Annotated in this window: 2 protein-coding genes; both read left to right on the forward strand. The window is 47.4% G+C overall.

The window, feature by feature from the left end:
• The first annotated feature begins 20 nt into the window (after positions 1-20).
• Positions 21-13,595: a non-ribosomal peptide synthetase gene (locus HWQ44_RS16065; protein ID WP_292720263.1), complete on the forward strand. Its 13,575-nt coding sequence runs from the start codon at positions 21-23 to the stop codon at positions 13,593-13,595.
• Positions 13,596-13,608: 13 nt separating this feature from the next.
• On the forward strand, positions 13,609-20,199 hold the full coding sequence (locus tag HWQ44_RS33585) for an SDR family NAD(P)-dependent oxidoreductase (RefSeq protein WP_366931386.1): 6,591 nt from the start codon (positions 13,609-13,611) through the stop codon (positions 20,197-20,199).

The raw sequence follows: 20,199 nt of genomic DNA on the forward strand, positions 1-20,199 counted from the left end.
GGACTGGGGACTGGGAAAACTTGGAAGGGGATTCAGACCTAAACCAAGTTTTGTTGCAAGAGCGTTCGCACGAGAAGAAAACTCTTCCTAGTCCCCAGTCCCCAGGTTCCAGTCCCGAAGCGCCAGCAAGCAGCGATTCCATCTCACAATCCACCAACGAAGATTCGCCATCCCCAAGAGTATCTCCCCAACCTGCCCAAAACCCGATCGCGTCGGATACCGCGAACGCTTTACAAAACGCAAGTAGGTTTGTGCAGGATGACATCGCCATCGTTGGCATTGCTGGCCGTTACCCAGGTGCTAAAAATTTAGATGAATTGTGGGAAGTTCTCAGAACAGGGCGTAGTTGCATTGTCGCGGCGGACAGGTTTCGGCGGTCGAATTTGTCAGATCGCAAACATTCCGAGACTCCGGCGCGATCGCACTTCGGTGGTTTCCTCAACGATGTTTACCATTTCGATCGTCAACTATTCGGTGTTTCCGAAGAAAGAGCGATCGCTATGCCCCCAGAGGTGCGTTTATTCCTAGAAATTACCTGGGAAACCTTTGAAGCTGCGGGCTATTCACGGGCAGCCCTAAAACAGTTCCAGCTTAGGGAGAAGAAAGGCATCGGCGTTTTTGTCGGCTCAATGTACAGTCAGTATGCCTGGACTAATCCTTCTAGAAATGAAGCCGTCCTCAGTTCCAACGGTACGGAATGGCAAATTGCCAATCAGGTGTCGCATTTTTTTGATTTGACCGGGCCCAGCCTGGTGCTGAATACCGCTTGCTCCAGTTCGTTGACCGCAATCCATTTAGCTTGTGAAAGCTTGCGACAAGGCAGTTGTTCGATGGCGTTGGCTGGTGGTGTCAATTTGACTTTAGAACCTTCAAAATTCCTATCCCTGGAGCGATCCAACTTCCTTGGTTCTGGACAACACAGCAGAAGCCTTGGTGACGGCGACGGCATGATTCCCAGCGAAGGCGTAGGAGCGTTGCTATTGAAACCGCTCAGTTTGGCAATTGCGGACAACGACCGGATCGAAGGCATCATCAAAAGCAGCTTTGTGAATCACAGCGGCGGAAGACAGGCATTCACGGCTCCCGATCCAGCCCAACAAACTCAGCTGGTGCTGGATTCTATTGCCCGTAGTGGGTGCGACATTGAGACAATTACCTATGTCGAATCGGCGGCGAATGGCTCCAGTCTTGGCGATCCGATTGAAATCATTGCGCTGAAGAATGCCTTTGCACAGCTAACTAACAAAACAGGCTTTTGTGCGATTGGTTCGGTTAAATCTAACTTGGGCCACTTGGAAGCCGCATCGGGCATTTCGCAAATCGCCAAGGTACTATTGCAGTTCCAGCAAAAAACCCTCGTTCCCACCATCAACGCGACGCCTAGAAATCCTCGCATCAAACTCGACAATTCACCATTTTACTTACAGGAACAATTGTCGCCCTGGGTTCCTCAGTCAAATTCCCACAATAGCGACCTACCGCGCCGTAGCCTGATTAACTCTTTTGGCGCAGGCGGTTCTTACGCAAACCTAATCGTGGAGGAATATCAAGAGAAACCCTCAAATACCACATCTAGACCTCATCCGCGCGAAACCTTACTTGTATTTGCTGCCGCGACCCAGAAAGGACTACAGAGTTACTTGACACGGCTTCAGACCTATTTACGAAAACATCCCGCGATTTCAGTAGCGGATCTCGCTTCGGCTCTACAGTTACGAGATTGCAACCTTGAGTATCGTTTAGTCGCGATCGCATCCTCAACGAACCGGGCGCTCAATATAGTCGAGCAGTTAGCACGTCACGATCTGGATGTTAGCAATCCGGGTATCTACGCATCTTTTGGCGGCGCAGACTTGCCGACACCAAAAGATGCCCAATTGCAATCCGCTATTGACGATCGCGACCTTATCAGGTTAGCGCGTTACTGGGCTGCTGGTGCAGACATCGATTTTGGTCGGCTGAATCGCGTCGAACCCAAATCGTGCATGGTGTTGCCCGGATACGCATTTGAGCATGACAAGGAGTTTTCCTACATCATCCATGATTCCCAGGACGATACCCAAGCAACGGCAGAGCCATCGCTATCGCAGACATCAGGGGGGAGAACTGCAACATATGTTTACGACGAACCGTTTCTGCAAGACCACACATTGTTGGGCGACCGGGTTCTGTTAGGAGTTACTCATGCCAGTCTAGCGATGACAGACTTTTTCCAAAGGTTTCCGCATCAGCGTGCCCTTTGTTTGAAACGCCTCACTTTTGTTCAGCCGATAATTGTTGACCGAGGGGAAGCAGTTACCGTTGAAATCCACACCTCAGAAATCCCAACAGGATTGAATTTCGAGGCTAGATACCGCCTTACCACCTCGAAACAATTGACGCAAACTGCGGCAACAGGACACTTGCAGCCGGATCTGTACAAAGAGGAATACTTGGACGTAGAACGCCTACTGGAGTCTTGCACTCCAGGCAATTTGGAATCAATCTACCACACTGTTCCCGCAATTCGCTTGGGGTCTAGTTTCAGGACGATTGAAAGATTATTCCGCACCAGTGATGGTATAATTGCCAGAGTTTGTTTGACCGAACAGAGCCGTCAAGAGTCCCATACTTATGCTTTACATCCTCTGGCGATTAACAGCGCTTTCCTGGCCGCAGCACCCCTGCTTGCAGATGCAATTGGTAACGATTCTAACTACTTGCCGTTTGGCATCAGGGAAATCTATTGTGTCAAAGTTGAAAAAGGGCGATCGCTCGATCGTTGCTGGGTATATACTCGGTTAGTCAAGAATTCTGGCGAACTGATTCTGTTTGATGCAGATATTATTTCTGATAACTCATTAGTGGTTGCCCGCTTGCGAGGTTGTTCGTTAAAGCTTCTCCATGACCGAAAAGAACCTCAACAGGCTTCACCGGAATCACCAAAAGCTGCTTCAATTGACGCATCGATCCTTGAGACAAGTCTGGCTGCCGATGTGCTGCGTTATCTAATCGACAAAATCAACATCACGGCGCAGATATCGATCGGCGAAACGGAGGTGAATACCAATTTGATGCAGTTAGGTCTGGGATCGGCCGAATTGGTGGCGATCGCAGCCAGCATCGAACAGGATACCGACCTGGAACTAAATGCCACATTGTTCTTTGAATACCCCAGCCTCATGGAGGTAGTGAATTTTTTCGTAGACTCACATCCTGCTGCTTTTCTACAACTGCTTGGTGAAAGGAGAACCCAGCACAGAACCACTCCAGAAAAGTTAGATAGATCGAGATCGGAACGCCACGAAAAGGTGTCAGCAAAATTGCATGGCGATATTGCAGTCATCGGTATGCACAGCACTTACGCCGAATGCGAGGATCTCAATCGGTTTTGGCAGATGATCCGTGACGGCAGAGATGTAATTCGGGAAGTGCCCCGCGATCGCTGGGATTATCGTCCCTGGTTTGACCCTAATCCTGGTTCCGAAGACAAAACCTACTGCAAATGGGGCAGCTTCATCAAAGATGCAGACAAATTCGATGCCGCCTTTTTCAATATTTCCCCGCGAGAAGCGATGTGGATGGACCCGCAGAATCGCTTGCTAATGCAAAGTATGTATGCAGCAGCAGAAGATGCCGGGGTGGTTAATCAGTTGCGTGGCAGTAACACAGGTGTCTTCGCCGGCATCTGTTTTGATGATTACGCAGAGAAAATTGTCGAGTTGGGCTTACCGCTTGATATCTATACTGGGACGGGACGAAGTGGCATCAGTGCCAACCGGATTTCATTCTGGTTCGATTTCAAGGGGCCGAGTATGGTAATTAATACAGCCTGCTCTTCGTCTTTGGTGGCGCTGCATTACGCCTGTCAAGCACTGCGAAACAAGGAATGCGAAATGGCGTTTGTGGGTGGTGCTAACCTGCTACTCTCGTCGTTGCACTACCGCTATTTTTCCAAATTGGGAGCGTTATCTCCAACTGGGCATTGTCATACATTTGATGCTGCCGCTGACGGTTATGTGCCAGCCGAATGTATTGCTAGTGTACTGCTCAAACCCCTGGATCAGGCAGAGAAAGATGGCGATCGCATCCACGCAGTCATCAAGGGATCTGCCTTTGCACACGGAGGCTACACACCGTCTCTGTCTGCACCCAGCGTCGCGGGTGAGGAAAACGTGATTGTCAAAGCATGGGAAGATGCCGGGATCGATCCCGAAACGCTAACCTATATAGAAGCTCACGGCACTGGAACCAAGCTCGGCGATCCGATCGAAACCAACAGTCTCAAGAACGCATTTGCCCGGTATACTAGTAAAATCGGATTTTGCGCGATCGGCTCGGTGAAAGCAAATATCGGTCATGCAGAGGGTGCTGCTGGCATCACCGGGCTGATTAAAGTAATACTACAGATCAAACATTGCCAGATTCCCCCTGTTGCCAATCTCAAGCAGCCCAACCCTTACCTGAAGTTGGAAGGCTCACCGCTTTATATCAATCGCGAACTAACTGATTGGGAGAGCGAAGGCGTTAGACGAGCGGGTATCAGTTCTTTTGGTTTTTCCGGTGCTTTTGCACACGCCGTTATTGAAGAGTATCGTAGTTATATTGATACTAGATGCGAGTTTTCCGGCCCCTTCCCAATCGTCCTTTCTGCAAAGAACAACGAGTGTCTCAAAGGTCAAGTCGCCAACTTGGTAGCATTCTTAGAAGAGAATTGGTCTAAAAATCTCCAGGACGAAGAAAACTTCCTGGCAAACCTGTCCTACACGCTGCAAGTTGGACGAGAAGCGATGCAAACACGTCTCGGCTTTGTGGTTGAGTCGATGGACGAACTGAGAAATAAGCTGCAAATGGCCTGGAACGATTCGGATACCAAATCGGGATTGTTCTACGGAGACATCAAATCTGGCAAGGAATATCTGGCTAGTCTTTTGGCAAACAGGGATGTGTCTGAAGTCATCACAGGTTGGATGAATAACTGTGAATATGCTGCTTTAGTTGATGGCTGGACTAAGGGCATGACCGTTGAGTGGAGCAAACTTTATGTCAAGGGATTTCCCCAGCGAATTAGTCTGCCTACTTATGCTTTTGCCCGCGAAAGTTATTGGATTTGCCCGCTTAATGGCGATGAGGAGGATCTGAAGGCAACGCAGTCAGATTTGGCGCAAGATGAGGCGCAGGCGAAGCTGTACGCCTTGGTGCCGTGCTGGAATGCAATACCTTTACTGAAAGCAAACCTGCCTTTTAGCGATCGCACACAGCGAACGTTGATTATTGGTGTAGATGCGGAACTCAAAGACGATCTGAGAGCTTGCTTCAATCACGCATCCTATTTTGGCGATATGGCAAAAAACCGGATTGAGTCTCTCAAAGGCAGGTTAAAGACAGATTCGCCTTGGCAGCACATTATCATTGTTGTTCCTGAAGATAACTGTTCGTTGCTGGATGATGGTAGAGTGTTGTCTGCACAAGAGGGCGGGATACTTTCGGTCTTTCGGATCGTCAAGTCCCTGCTCTCGGCTGGCTACGCTACAGAAAATCTGGCTCTTACTTTTCTGACGACGCAGATTGCTGCTATTAATAAAGATGAGTTGTCAAATCCGGTGCATTCCGCCGTGCATGGTTTTGCAGGTGTCCTTGCCAAAGAACTGCCTTCTTGGAACGTCCGCGCTTTGGATCTGCAAAAAGGGCGATCGCTTTCGTCTGTCGATCTAGAACATTTTCCCGATGATAGCGCAGGCAAGGTTTTCGCTTGGCGAGACGGGGAATGGTATCAACAGACTCCCATCCCAATGCGGAACGTTCCCACCCCTGAAGCTGATGAGTTTCATTCTGCTTATAAAAACCGTGGTGTCTACGTCGTTATCGGCGGGGCGGGTGGCATAGGCAGTGCTTGGTCGCGCTTCGTTATGGAAAATTACGATGCCAAAGTCATCTGGATCGGTCGTCGGCAAATTGACGATAAAATTCGTCAAAAAATTGACACGTTAAAACAAATTGGTCACGCTCCAGAATATTTACAGGCTGACGCATCCAATCGAGAATCACTTACTGAAGCGTACAAGTCCATCAAGTCTCGGTACTCCCAAATACATGGTGTCATTCATTCGGCTGTTGGGCAATTCGACCAAAGCCTCAGTGAAATGGACGAGAACCGATTTCGCTCTATTTTGTCATCCAAGATCGATGTTAGTGTGAATATGGCAACCGTGTTTAAACACGAGCCATTAGATTTCATGCTGTTTTTTTCCTCTATTATTTCTTTAACTCGCGGTGGGGGTATGAGCGGTTATGCCGCAGGCTGCGCGTTCAAGGACTCTTTCGCAATCGAGTTGAACCGTTGCCTCCCATTCCCTGTAAAAGTTGTAAATTGGGGGTACTGGAACGTAGGGACTGGTAACACCATCCCTGACGCCACGAAAATCCGCATGAAACAGTGCGGGATTGAGCCGATCGCATCGCAACAGGGTTTAGAAGCGCTGTCAGCCTTTCTAGTCAGCCCTCTGCCTCAACTTGCTCTCTTGAAAACCACTAGTTTAGACAGGCTCGATTTGGTCAAGGACGATGAGTGGCTTGATGTTTATCCTCCGGTCAATCCGTCTTGTATTGAGTCGGCACTCAGCCAAATTCCTTGGCATTCCGATCGCGTTGCAGCCATAGCAAAGCAATATCTAGAACCGATTGCAGCCATAGAAACCTTGCTACTGAAACTGCTGCATGGCACACTGGCAAGCCTTGACTTGTTGCATCCACGTGCCACTCTGTCACCCTCTCTTCCAGAATTCTATCAACTCTGGTTGCAAGAGAGTCGTCGGCTGGCGATCGCAGTCGTCCCCGATAGCGTCCAAGGGAATCTCGCTGATATCTGGGACGAATGGAATCGCCAGAAAATTGATTGGGACAGTATGCCTCATATCCAGTCAATCGTCATGCTGGTGGATGTTTGTATGCGCGAACTTCCAGCGATTCTGAAGGCAGAAAAGCGAGCAACAGATATCATGTTCCCCAATGGTTCCATGTCACTGGTAGAAGGAATCTACGAAAGGAATGCGATCGCCACGCATTTCAACGAACTGCTTGCCCAAACTGTAGTTAACTACCTACAGGAAACATGCCGGGTCGATGCGTTGACACCTATACGAATTCTGGAAATTGGCGCTGGCACAGGAGCGACGACAGCAACTGTATTACACCATCTCGAACCTTTTGGCAATCTCGTTGGCGAATATCTTTATACAGACATTTCCCCAGCATTTCTGGTGCGCGCAAAAAGACACTTCGCACCCAAGTATCCGTTTTTGCAGACACAATTGTTTGACGTTGACCAGCCTCTATCGAAGCAGGGCATTCCAATCGGCTCTTTTGATATAGTTATTGCCACCAACTGTATCCATGCAACAGCCAATATTCGCCGCTCTCTACGTAACGCTAAAGCCGCCTTGCGCGGACAAGGCGTGATTTTCCTCAATGAAATTACCCAAACTTCATTAATTTCCCACCTCACTTTCGGTTTGTTGGCAGGATGGTGGTTAGCTGAAGATGCACGAGTGCCTGGATCGCCGTTCCTGCTAGCAGAAGACTGGAAACGAGTTCTCCAGCAAGAGGGTTTCCAAGCGATCGCTTACCCGGCGCCTTCGGCTGATTCGTTGGGACAACAGGTGATTGTCGCTGTTAGTGACGGTGTTGTTCGCCAGCCAGAATCGATCTCTTCCGTACCTTCTCCAAAACAGCAAGCACTTAACTTTAGGCAACCGAACGACAAGGAAGGCGCTTCATCTGCATTGAAGGAATTGAAGGAAAAGGGGACGACTTACTTCAAACAACTGATCGGTGAGGTTCTGATGATGGATGGAAACCGAATCGATTCATCAGAACCCCTCGCCGTTTATGGTGTTGATTCCATAATCATCGCGCAGTTGGCCAATGCGCTCAACAAAAACTTTGAAGGTGTGAAGGCGGGATTGCTTTTTGAAGCATCAACGATTGATGCCTTAGTCAACCATTTCGCCGAAACTCAACGGACAAACTTTGCGAAGCTGGTAAAATTGGAAGACCATCCTGAGCCGAAAGGAGCCATCCAAGAAAGCACTGCAAATAAGCAGCCGTCTACAGATTTTGCAGCCAAGACCATCGCCTTAGATCAGTCGCGTGACCCAATCGAAGATGCGATCGCCGTAATTGGGATGAGCGGTAGATTTCCCCAGGCTAAGACCCTAACAGAATTTTGGGAAAACCTGCAATCGGGAAGAGATTGCATCACTGACTTGCAAAACAACCGATGGAACATGGATGGCTTCTTTGAAGCCGATCCGAAGATGGCACGGGAACAAGGAAAAAGTTACTGCAAATGGGGCGCATTTTTAGAAGACTTTGACACTTTTGACCCGCTATTTTTTAATATATCGCCACGAGAAGCGGCTCAAATCGATCCCCAGGCAAGGGTATTCTTGCAGGAATGCTGGCGTGCATTTGAAGATGCAGGATATTCGCCGTCAGGACTCGACGATGCGGTGCGCGATCGCATCGGGGTATATGGTGCAGTCACCAAGGTGGGATTCAACACTTCTTTTGCCGCTATGGTCAATCGCGTCTCCCATGCGATGGATCTTCGAGGGGGAAGCGTCGCCGTGGATACAATGTGTTCCTCAGCCCTCGTAGCGCTGCACCAGGGGTGTGAAGCACTGCGTCGCGGCGACCTACAAATGGCGATCGTTGGCGCGGTCAATCTGTATCTCGATCCAAGAAATTATAAGTATCTCTGCGAGGTCGGCTTGCTGGCTGAATCGAAGATGCCAAGAGTCTTTGGCGAAGGCGGAACTGGCTTTGTACCTGGAGAAGGTGTCGGAGCTGTTGTCCTGAAGCGTCTTGAGGATGCACATCGGGACAACGATTCTATTGTTGCGGTTATTCGCAGCAGTGCCGTAAATCATAGCGGTCGAGCCAACGCTTACGGTGCTCCAAACCCGCTTCGCCAAGCTGAGGTTATTAGTCAGGCGCTCGATCGCGGTGGCATCGATCCCAGGTCAGTGGGTTACATCGAATCAGCAGCAATGGGATTGGAGATGGCAGACTCCCTGGAGTTGAATGCCCTGAAAAAAGTGTTTGGCGATCGCGCTGAGGATCGTTGGCAATGTTACCGACTGGGATCGCTCAAATCGACGATTGGACATGGCGAGTCCGTTTCGGCAATGGCGCAGTTTATCAAGGTCGTGCTACAGCTAAAGCACAGAAAACTTTGTCCGACAAAAGTGGTCAGACCGCTTAATCCAGATATCGATTTTGCCTCACTTCCGTTTCAGTTGCAGACAGAACTTGAGCCTTGGTCGCCGTTGACGATTGATGGCATCTGTTTGCCTAGACGAGCGGGCATTACTGCGCTCGGATCTGGTGGTGTCAATGCTCATTTGATTGTTGAAGAATATCCGCGAGAGCCAAGTGCAGAGACTCTGAAACTTGCCCAGGATTCGCCCCAAATCATCATTTTATCTGCCAAAAACGACGATCGCCGGCAAGCTCAAATATCTCAATTGATCGAGTTTCTCGATCGCAATCGAGACGTTTCCTTGGCGGATCTGGCCTTCACGCTCCAGCTAGGGCGCGAGGCGATGGCATCGAGAGTGGCACTGGTTGTCAACAGCATTGAGGAGTTGAGGAGTAGGCTGACTCATATATTACACACCAAAGGTAATTTGTCAAGTAATATTCCTATTTATTTCGGAAATATTACCGAAACCGACAACTCATGGCAAACGCTACTGGCTGGTGGTGCCGACGCGATGGTGTTACAGCTATTCCTTGAACAACGAAACTACGAAAAACTTGCCCAATTCTGGGTTCAGGGTGGCAAGATTCCTTGGGTGTCGCTTTGGGAACAGAAACAGGTTCAGAGGATTTCTTTGCCCACTTATCCATTTGAGAAACGGTGTTTCTGGGAAGTTGCCAGCAGTGCTAATTCAGATGAACCGAAGTTTAACGGGGCGATCGCCCAGGGCAAATCCAACCCAAACGACGCAAGTCAGAGCGTGCAGGAAATTGTCACCGCAATTGTGGCTAAATCCATTGGCCTCACCGAAAGTGAAATTAGACCGCACCTATCCCTCTGGCAACTAGGCGTTGATTCGATTCGCAGTATGGAAATCGCCCGGCGGCTGCAAAAACGTTTCCAGGTCGAGATCGGGCATCGCGAACTAGCAGACTATGGAACCGTGGAGGCTCTGTGCCGCCTAATTGATCAAAAACGGGCAGCGATCGCTCTGAATGTGACAAGTGAAACAGAGTCAGTTTCCGAGCCACAAACAACCAGCAAGGTGCGTGTATCGACTTTTCCCCTGTCTGAAGGACAACGCGGATTGTGGCTGTTGCACCAGTTGGTTCCGAAGATGTCGGCTTACAACGTGCCTGTAACGCTACAATTCGATCGGCTCGTTAATGTTAATGCCATCAAACAAGCAGCATCCTTCCTAATGGAGCGTCACCCGATGCTGCGATCGCAATTCCACACTGACGACAAAGGAAATCCCATCCAAACCATTCGTTCGCAGACGGAGTTTTTCTTCGAGGATGGCGATCGCGATTTCGCAACGGATGCAGTGTTACAAGATCGGTTAAGATCCGCCGCCGATCGAGTTTTCGATCTGGAAAGCGATCCACTTGTTCGCCTTCATCTCTTTCACCAGTCGCAGAACCGCCACAAGTTACTAATTGTGATTCATCATCTGGTGGTTGACGGGTCGTCTTTGCCCATTCTGCTGCACGACTTCCTGCACGCCTACGCCGCGTTCTCAAAAGGAAGCGAACCTGCAATTGCTTCGCCAGAGAGCGCCGACTATGCAGATTTTGTTGCTTGGGAACAGGCATTAATCTGTAGCGAACGCGGCAAAGCCAGTCTATCCTATTGGAAAAAGCAACTGAGCGGGACTCTGCCACTGCTGGCGTTGCCATTCGACCGGGAGCGCCCCCCCAGCCAAACCTATGCAGGCACGACAATCTCCAGTAAGTTGGAGTCAAATATTACCCACCAGCTTCGGTCTTTGGCCAAGAATCAGAATGTCAGCTTGTTCGTGTTACTGCTCGGAATCTATCAGGCATTGCTGGCTCGATATACGCTTCAAAGCGACATCATTGTTGGCGTTGCGAGTGCAGGAAGACCTGAAGATCGATTTGCCAACACTGTGGGCTACTTGATTAATATGGTTCCGATTAGAACGCAAATTAATGTCAAGGAGCCGTTTGCTGAGTTGTTGCAGCGCCTCAAAATCACGGTAGCCGATGGACTGGATCATGGGTACTTCCCGTTTCCCAAACAGGTTTCCGAACTTTGCATTTCTCGCGATCTAGCGCATTCCCCGGTGTTCCAAACCTCCTTTGCAATGCAAAGTTTCTGGAGACCAGAGGTAGAACAGACATTGCAAGATCAGTTGGAGGGCGTTTCGGTAGTAGCAGGGCCTAGTCCGGCAGGGGAAATCGAACTCCGCCTGGAAATCGTTGAGCAATGCAACGAAATCTTGCTGAATATGGCGTATAATACCGACCTTTTTGAGCAAGCTACTATCGTCCGGCTGGCAGAACATTTTAGCAACCTGGTAAAAGCGGTCTGCCAAAATCCCAATCAACCGATTCATAGCTTGGAGTTACTGAGTAACGACGAACAAAGAAAGCTGCTGAATAAATGCAGCATTGGTGATCGCGTCCACAAAAAAGCTGATGACCTACAGAAATGCGTCCACCACCTATTTGAGATCCAAGCACAGAAAACACCCGAAGCAGTCGCAGTTATCCACAATCAGCGAGCGCTGACGTATTTGGAATTAGATCGGCAATCTGCTGGATTAGCTAACCGTCTGCGGGAAATGGGTGTTATACCTGGCACGATTGTGGGTATATTCACTGAACGCTCCATTTCCCAGGTAGTGGCGATTCTCGCAGTTCTGAAGGCGGGGGCTGCCTACTTGCCGCTCGATCCGGCTTATCCGCAGCAACGTCTGACTTTTGTCATCGAAGATGCAGAGCCGATCGTTATTCTGACTGAGGAAAAGCTCCGCGATCGACTGATAAATCTGTTCGAGTCGGAGAAACAAAGACTGCCAATTTTGTACGTAGAGGAGGGCGAAATACCACAGGAAATTCCGCAGTCTCCCCTACTACCTGCGAACTCCTTGGTTTATGTCATTTATACATCGGGTTCTACCGGACAACCCAAAGGGGTAGCTATGGGACATGGAGCCGTGATCAATTTGATCCAGTGGCAGATTTCTCAAGCCGGAGAATGTCAAACACCTCGAACCCTGCAATTCGCCTCACTGAATTTTGATGTCTCATTTCAGGAAATATTCTCCACTCTGGGCGGCGGAGGTAGCCTGGTATTGATTGACGAGAACGTGCGTGGTAACCCGGCTGGATTAGTTAAGTTAATCGAAGATCGGCAGATTCAGCGTTTGTATCTTCCCTATGTTGCTCTGAGCAGTCTTGCCGAACAACTTCGGATCTCAGGACGTTGTTTGCATACCTTGCGCGAAGTGATTATCGCTGGCGAAGCTCTCAGAATCACCTCAGCAATTTCCCAGATGTTTCGAGATGCGCCTGGATGCATTTTACAAAATCAATACGGCCCATCGGAAAGTCATGTCATCACATCATTCACTCTGGAGCAGGATGTCAACTCTTGGCCGATCTTGCCTCCGATTGGATGTCCCATTCCTGGTGTCGCAATCTACATCTTGGACGAACACTACAATCTAATGCCCATCGGCATCGCTGGAGAAATTTTTATTGGTGGTGAATGTCTAGCGCAAGGCTATCTCAATAACCCAGAACTTACTGAGCGCAAATTTGTCACCAATCCATTTGTTAGTCCGCGAGAAGGCTCTGTTCGAGAACGAATTTACGCCACGGGTGATCTCGGTCGTTACTTACCCGATGGCAATATTGAATATCTTGGTCGCCGCGACAATCAAGTTAAGATTCGCGGCTTCCGCATCGAACCTGGGGAAATCGAAGCTGTACTAGAGACACACCCAGAAGTCCGCTCAACTGTGGTGATTGCAGAAGCAGACAATCCCAATTTGAAGCGTCTGATCGCCTATATTGTTCCCCAAGTTCACCCCCCCAGTACTAGCGAGTTACGAAGCTTCCTCAAACAGAAATTACCCGACTATATGATACCTTCTGCTTTTGTGTTTCTCAAAGCACTACCTGTAAACCCCAATGGAAAAGTAGACCGTCGCGCTCTTCCGAAACCAGAGCCAACTCTTTTAGATGAAGCTAATTATGTAATGCCAAAAACAGAGGTGGAAAAAATCATCGCTGAAGTTTGGCAAAAGGCGCTGCAAGTAGAAAAAGTGGGAATTTGCGATAATTTTTTTGAACTGGGAGGTCATTCGCTACTTCTAGTACAAATTAATCAACAATTGCAAGCAGTATTGAGTTCGGAACTGTCAATAATTGATATGTTTAAGTACCCAACTATCCAGACTTTAAGTCAATACTTAAGCGGGAAGTTGCCTAAACAAGATACATCCGAGAAAAATAATCCTCGCAACCAAATTCAGAGTGATATTAAAGCTTTAAAAAACGGACAATTACAACTCAGGCGACAGCACCGTTCTCGTAATCAATAGTGAAGATATGGCAATGGATAATGTCAATAACAACGAAGAGTTAAATAATTATGAAATCGCCGTTATTGCAATGGTGGGTCAGTTTCCAGGAGCCAAAGATATTGATGAATTTTGGCAGAATCTATCTCTTGGGGTAGAATCTATCACTTGGTTTACAGACGAGGAATTGTTAAAGGCTGGCGTCGATCCAGATTGGCTGAGTAACTCCAACTATGTAAAAGCTAATGCTGTTCTGTCAGACATGGAGTTATTTGATGCGAATTTCTTTGGTTATAGTGCTAGAGAAGCTGAGATCATCGATCCGCAACAGCGCCTATTCTTAGAATCGGCATGGACAGCTTTAGAACAGGCTGGTTACAATCCCCAAATGTACAAGGGTTTAATCGGTGTTTATGCGGGTCTGGGTCTGAATAGTTATTTGCTCAACAATCTAACTCCAAACCACGACCTTTTAGAGACAGTCGATCCTTTACAACTACTAATCTCCAGCGACAAAGATTTTTTGCCGATGCGGGTGGCTTATAAACTCAATTTGACAGGGCCGGCAGTGAATGTGCAAACGGCCTGTTCTACTTCCTTAGCTGCTGTTCACTTTGCTTGCCAAAGTTTGCTCAATGGGGAATGTGACATGGCTTTGGCTGGTGGAGTTTCTCTCAGCTTTCTAGAAAATACGGGTTATTTGTATCAAGAGGGAATGATTCTATCCCCCGATGGACACTGCCGTGCTTTTGATGCCAATGCACAGGGAACTATTGGCGGTAGCGGTGTCGGAATTGTTGTCTTAAAAAGGTTAAACGAAGCTCTAGCTGATGGAGATTGCATCCAGGCAATCATTAAAGGCTCGGCGATCAATAACGATGGTGCCCTGAAAGTGGGTTACACTGCTCCCAGCATCAATGGTCAAGCGGCAGTGATTGCCGAGGCTCAAGCTGTGGCTGGAGTAGATGCCGAGACAATTTCCTATATCGAAGCCCACGGAACTGGCACGCCTCTAGGAGATCCGATTGAAATCGCCGCTTTAACGCAAGCTTTTGCTCAGAGTACCGATAAAAAAGGCTTCTGTGCGATTGGTTCGGTGAAAACAAATGTCGGACATTTGAATGCAGCAGCAGGTGTGACAGGTCTGATTAAAAGTGTAATGGCGCTACAACACAAATTGCTGCCTCCTAGTTTGAACTTCTCGACACCCAATCCCAAAATTGATTTCGCTAATAGTCCTTTCTACGTCAATACAACTCTTAGTGAATGGAAAACAAATAACATTCCTCGTCGGGCTGGGGTTAGTTCTTTTGGAATTGGGGGTACTAATGCTCACGTAATTCTTGAGGAAGCACCTGTTTTTGGGCAGGGGGCAGGGGGCAGGGGGCAGGGGAGAAATTATCAACTGTTGGTACTTTCAGGTAAAACTGCGATCGCCCTCGATCGGGCAACATCTAATCTAGCTGACCATTTAAAACAACATCCCGAACTTAATTTAGCTGATGTCGCTTATACTCTCAGCATTGGTCGCTGGGTTTTTAACCACCGCAGGATGGTAGTTTGTCAGAACTTAGGAGAAGCTGTCAAAGTTTTAAGCAGTTTAGAACCAAAACAAGTTTTTAGCAACTGCACTGAAGTTGTAGATCGGTCTGTTGTCTTCATGTTTCCCGGACAGGGTTCCCAGTATGTGAATATGACGCGGGAAATTTACCAAACCGAGGCAATATTTCGAGAACAAGTTGATTTATGCTCAGAAATTCTCTTGCCTCAATTAGGACTCGATCTGCGTCATCTAATCTACCCTGATGAGGAAAATAGCGATCGCGCATCAAAGCAACTTCAACAAACAGCGATTGCTCAACCAGCTATTTTTGTGATTGAATATGCCTTAACTAAATTATGGCAGTCTTATGGGGTGAATCCTGTGGCTGCGATCGGTCACAGTATTGGCGAATATGTCGCCGCTTGTATCGCCGGAGTTTTTTCCTTAGAAGCTGCCTTATCTCTGGTAGCAGCACGAGGGCAAATGATGCAGCAACTTCCCAATGGGGCAATGCTCGCTATTCCCCTGCCCGAAGACATAGTAAAGTCTCTGTTAGGACAAGAACTCTCCTTAGCAGCAATTAACCAACCCTTCCAGTGCGTAGTTTCCGGTTCCACCGCAGCAATAGATGCCCTAGAAAATCAGCTGGCTACACAAGGCATTGAATGCCGCTGTCTGCATACGAACCATGCCTTCCACTCCCAGATGATGGAACCAATCTTGGAGGCATTTGCACATCGGGTAAAACAAGTTACCTTAAATCCTCCAAACATTCCTTATATATCCAACGTTACTGGTACTTGGATTACCGCTACACAAGCCACAAATCCTGACTATTACGCTCAACATCTGCGTTCCACAGTCCTATTTGCCCAAGGTGTAGAGAAGTTGTTGGCAACACCTGAGCAAATCCTGTTAGAGGTGGGGTCAGGACGGACGCTAACTACATTAGCTAAAAGGCATCCAGACAAAGCAGCTGCACAAACGGTGTTAACTTCAGTCCGTCATCCCCAAGAGGAACAATCAGATATAGCTTTTTTATTCACCACACTGGGGCAACTCTGGCTTGCTGGGGCAAAGGTGGATTGGTTTGGATTCTACAAGCAAGAGCAGCATTATCGTCTTCCCTTACCTACTTATCCCTTTGAACGCCAACGTTATTGGATTGAACCGCCAAGAAAAAATATACTTGAGTTTCAAGCAACACCAAGCAAAAAGCCGGATATCGCTGATTGGTTTTATGTCCCATCCTGGAAAAGGTCGCCGCTTTCTGTTAGTCAACTAGAGCAATTACAGGGCAGCGTTCTGCTGTTTATCAATGAGTGCAACTTGGGTTCTCAACTGGCAAAACAACTTCAAAACGAATCTCAAAAAGTGATTGTTGTCAAGATAGGAGAGTCCTTTAAAAAAGAAAATCAAGGCTCATATACCCTCAATCCTCGACAACCCAAGGACTACGAAACTTTGTTGGCAGAACTAGGAGATATCCCTAAAACCATCGTTCATTTTTGGAGTCTAGCCGAAAAAAGTCACGCCGCATCAGAATTTGCAGGAATTGACCAAGCTTTAGATTTAGGATTTTACAGTTTGCTATTTCTTGCTCAGGCATTCGGTAAACAAAATGTTACCGATCAGTTTCAATTGATAGTTGTATCAAATAATATGCAGGACGTAACCGCAGAAGAGAAACTACGTCCTGAGCAAGCCACTTTAATCGGCCCGGTCAGAACTATTCCTAAAGAATACCCTTACTTAAGCTGTCGTAGTGTTGATGTAGTTATTCCGCAATCAGAAACCTGGCAAGAGAAGCAACTGATCGGACAGCTGCAAGCAGAATTAAAGGTTAAATCCGACCAACAAATTATTGCCTACCGTAAACAACATCGTTGGGTACAAACTTTCGAGTCAGTCAGATTAGAGAACTCAGATGGGGGAATACAAAGGTTAAAGGAAGGCGGAGTCTATCTGATTACAGGTGGGCTTGGAGGTATAGGACTGGCACTGGCGGAATATTTGGCGCTAACAGTTAAGGTTAAATTGATCCTGACAGGGCGTTCTGATTTTCCGGCTCAAACTGACTGGGAACAATGGCTAGCTAGTCATGACGCTCAAGATGATACAAGTTACAAGATCCAAAAATTGCAAGCAATAGAGAAACTGGGTACTAAGGTTTTGATTGTCAATGCAGATGTTACCAACCTGGAACAAATGCAAAACGCCATAGCTCAAGCATTAGAGCGATTTGGCCAAATTAATGGTGTAATCCACTCAGCAGGTGTTCCTGGGGGAGGCGTGATTCAGCTAAAAACACCAGAAATAGCACAAAAAGTTCTTGTTCCGAAAATCAGGGGAACCCTCGTACTTGATGCTCTCTTCAAGGATGTTCAGCTAGATTTCTTTATTCTTTGTTCATCACTCAGTTCAATTCTAAATGACTTTGGACAGGTAGACTATTGTGCAGCCAATGCCTTTCTTGATGCCTTCGCTCATCATAAAACCTCAGAAAATGGAACATTCACAGTAAGTATTAACTGGGATGGCTGGCAGGAAGTCGGGATGGCGGCAGCGGCGGCAAAACAACGAGTTGGAACCTTGGATCTTCCCTTAACACCCGATCAAATCGATCGAAAGGAAAAAAACTTTTCCGCCTCTGAAAGCCAGAATTTTTGTTTGGAAATATCCTCTCCTGGTATTTTAGAAACCTTAAGATTTCAAACTGCCAGACGCCAGAAACCAGGTGCAGGTGAGGTAGAAATAGAGATATGTGCTGCCGGACTCAACTACAAGGAAGTGCTTTTAGCGCTGGGGATGCTTCCAGTTCAATCTAATACTCCTTTAAACTTCGGTTTGGAATGTGCAGGAAAGATTGTGGCGCTGGGAGAAGGTGTCGAGGGTTATCAGATAGGAGATGAAGTCATTGCCTTTTCTTCTTCCTGCTTTAGCGCATTTACAACAACTTCCGCCTCCTATGTCGCACCCAAACCAAATCATCTGAGTTTAGAAGAGGCAGCAACAATTCCGATTTCCTTTATGACAGCCTACTATGCGCTGAATAAATTGGGCAGGCTTTGCAAAGGGGAAAGTGTTCTCATCCATGCCGCCGCCGGAGGTGTGGGCATGGCTGCTATTCAAATTGCCCAAACGATCGGTGCAGAAATCTTTGTCACAGCTGGCAGTCCAGAAAAACGGGCGTTTCTGCATTCTCTGGGAATTGAATATGTGATGGATTCAAGGTCTTTGGCTTTTGCCGATGAAGTGATGCAATACACCAACGGCAAGGGTATCGATGTAGTTTTGAACTCTTTAGGGGGAGAATTCATACCCAAAAGCTTGTCAATTCTGGCACCTTACGGACGCTTTCTAGAACTTGGCAAGCAAAATATTGATGAGAACAGCCAGGTGGGTTTACGGCTTTCTGAGAAAAGCTTATCCTTCTTTACCATCGATTTGGAGCCGAATATCCCTAACTTTAGTTCAATATTTCTGGAAGTGGTGCAACACTTCAAAAATGGGAATCTTAGTCCCCTTCCTCATCAAGTATTCCCAATTTCAGAAGTGGCGATCGCTTTTGAATATATGGCACAAGCGAAGCACATCGGCAAGCTCGTTGTATCGTTACAGGACAAAGAGGCGCTAAACAAAGTCCGTTCAGATCATCTTTACCCAAATATTAGTCAACCTGTTGATTTTGCTCTGCACGAACAAGCGATCGCAACTACAAATATACTTCACAAAGACCATAAGTTAGGGCTATTACCCGCAGAAGGCGTAGATGTTTTTCGTCGTCTTTTGTGTAATACACTGCCTCAAGTTATTGTATCGACACGAGATTTACATTCTCGGATTGAGCAAAACCAAGTCTCTACACTACTTAGTTTTTTAGAAGAATCATCGAAGGAGGATCTACCCAAACAGGCACACCAACGACCACCAATAACTCAGGCTTATGTTGTTCCGAGAAACAAGCTTGAGCAGATTATTGCTGATATCTGGGAGGATGTTCTTGGGTTTGGGCAGGTGGGAATCCACGATGATTTCTTTATGTTAGGAGGAGATTCTCTTGTAGCAGTCAGGGTCATGGCTCAAATAAAGAACATATTTCAGGCAGAGTTACCCTTGGCTACCCTGCTCCAGAACCCCACTATTGCCCAACTATCCCAACTGCTCAAAGCCAGTAATCATTCTACTATTAATAGACATCTCCAGAAATTAGATTTTCACCAAGACCAGATAAAAGCTTCAGATTCTTTTTCAAAGATGTCTAATGCGATTAATTCAGTATTAGTCCCTATTCAGCTTAAAGGAGAACAAGTTCCTCTGTTCTGTGTTCATCCGGTAGGTGGGAACGTACTGTGCTATGCAGCACTCTCCCAACAGTTAGGGCAGGAACATCCTATCTATGGACTGCAATCATTAGGCTTGATAGAACAGCAGCTGACTTTGAACACCATTGAGGCGATGGCCAGTCACTACCTTGAGGAAATCTTGACGGTGCAACCTCAGGGCCCTTATCACCTTATCGGCTGGTCGATGGGAGGTATAATTTCCTACGAGATAGCACAACAGCTTATTCATCGAGGGGAGACAGTTGCATTGTTAGTTCTGATTGATAGCCATATCCCGACTGCTGAAGACATACCAGGCAAGGATCAACTCCTTGTGGAGTTCATAAAAGATTTAGCTGGGCAGTCGAGACAAAGCTTGCACTCAGTTCTAGAGTCACTAGAAGGAAAACTAGTTTCTTTAGAGCAAGTATTCAAACTTACCCAACATCATCAACTTTTCCCATCTGAGTTGTCTTTGGAGCAATTACAGCGCTTATGGCGGGTTTTTCAAGTAAATATGCTGGCCTTAACGCAGTATCACCCGCAGCCATATAACGGGGCAGTTTTATCATTTCTAGCAAGTGAGTCAGTCGCCCAAGCCTCGCATACAGTCAGTAATGGTGGAGACAGAGTTAGATGGGACACGCTAATTAAAGGCGAACTGAGTGTACACATCATTAATGGAGATCATTTTACCCTGATGCGAGAGCCAAACCAAGTTGCCCAAATTGCATACTACCTTGGTTGCTATCTCTAG

Origin of the sequence: Nostoc sp. JL34 (assembly GCF_017114945.1) — a bacterium.
Lineage (GTDB): Bacteria > Cyanobacteriota > Cyanobacteriia > Cyanobacteriales > Nostocaceae > Nostoc.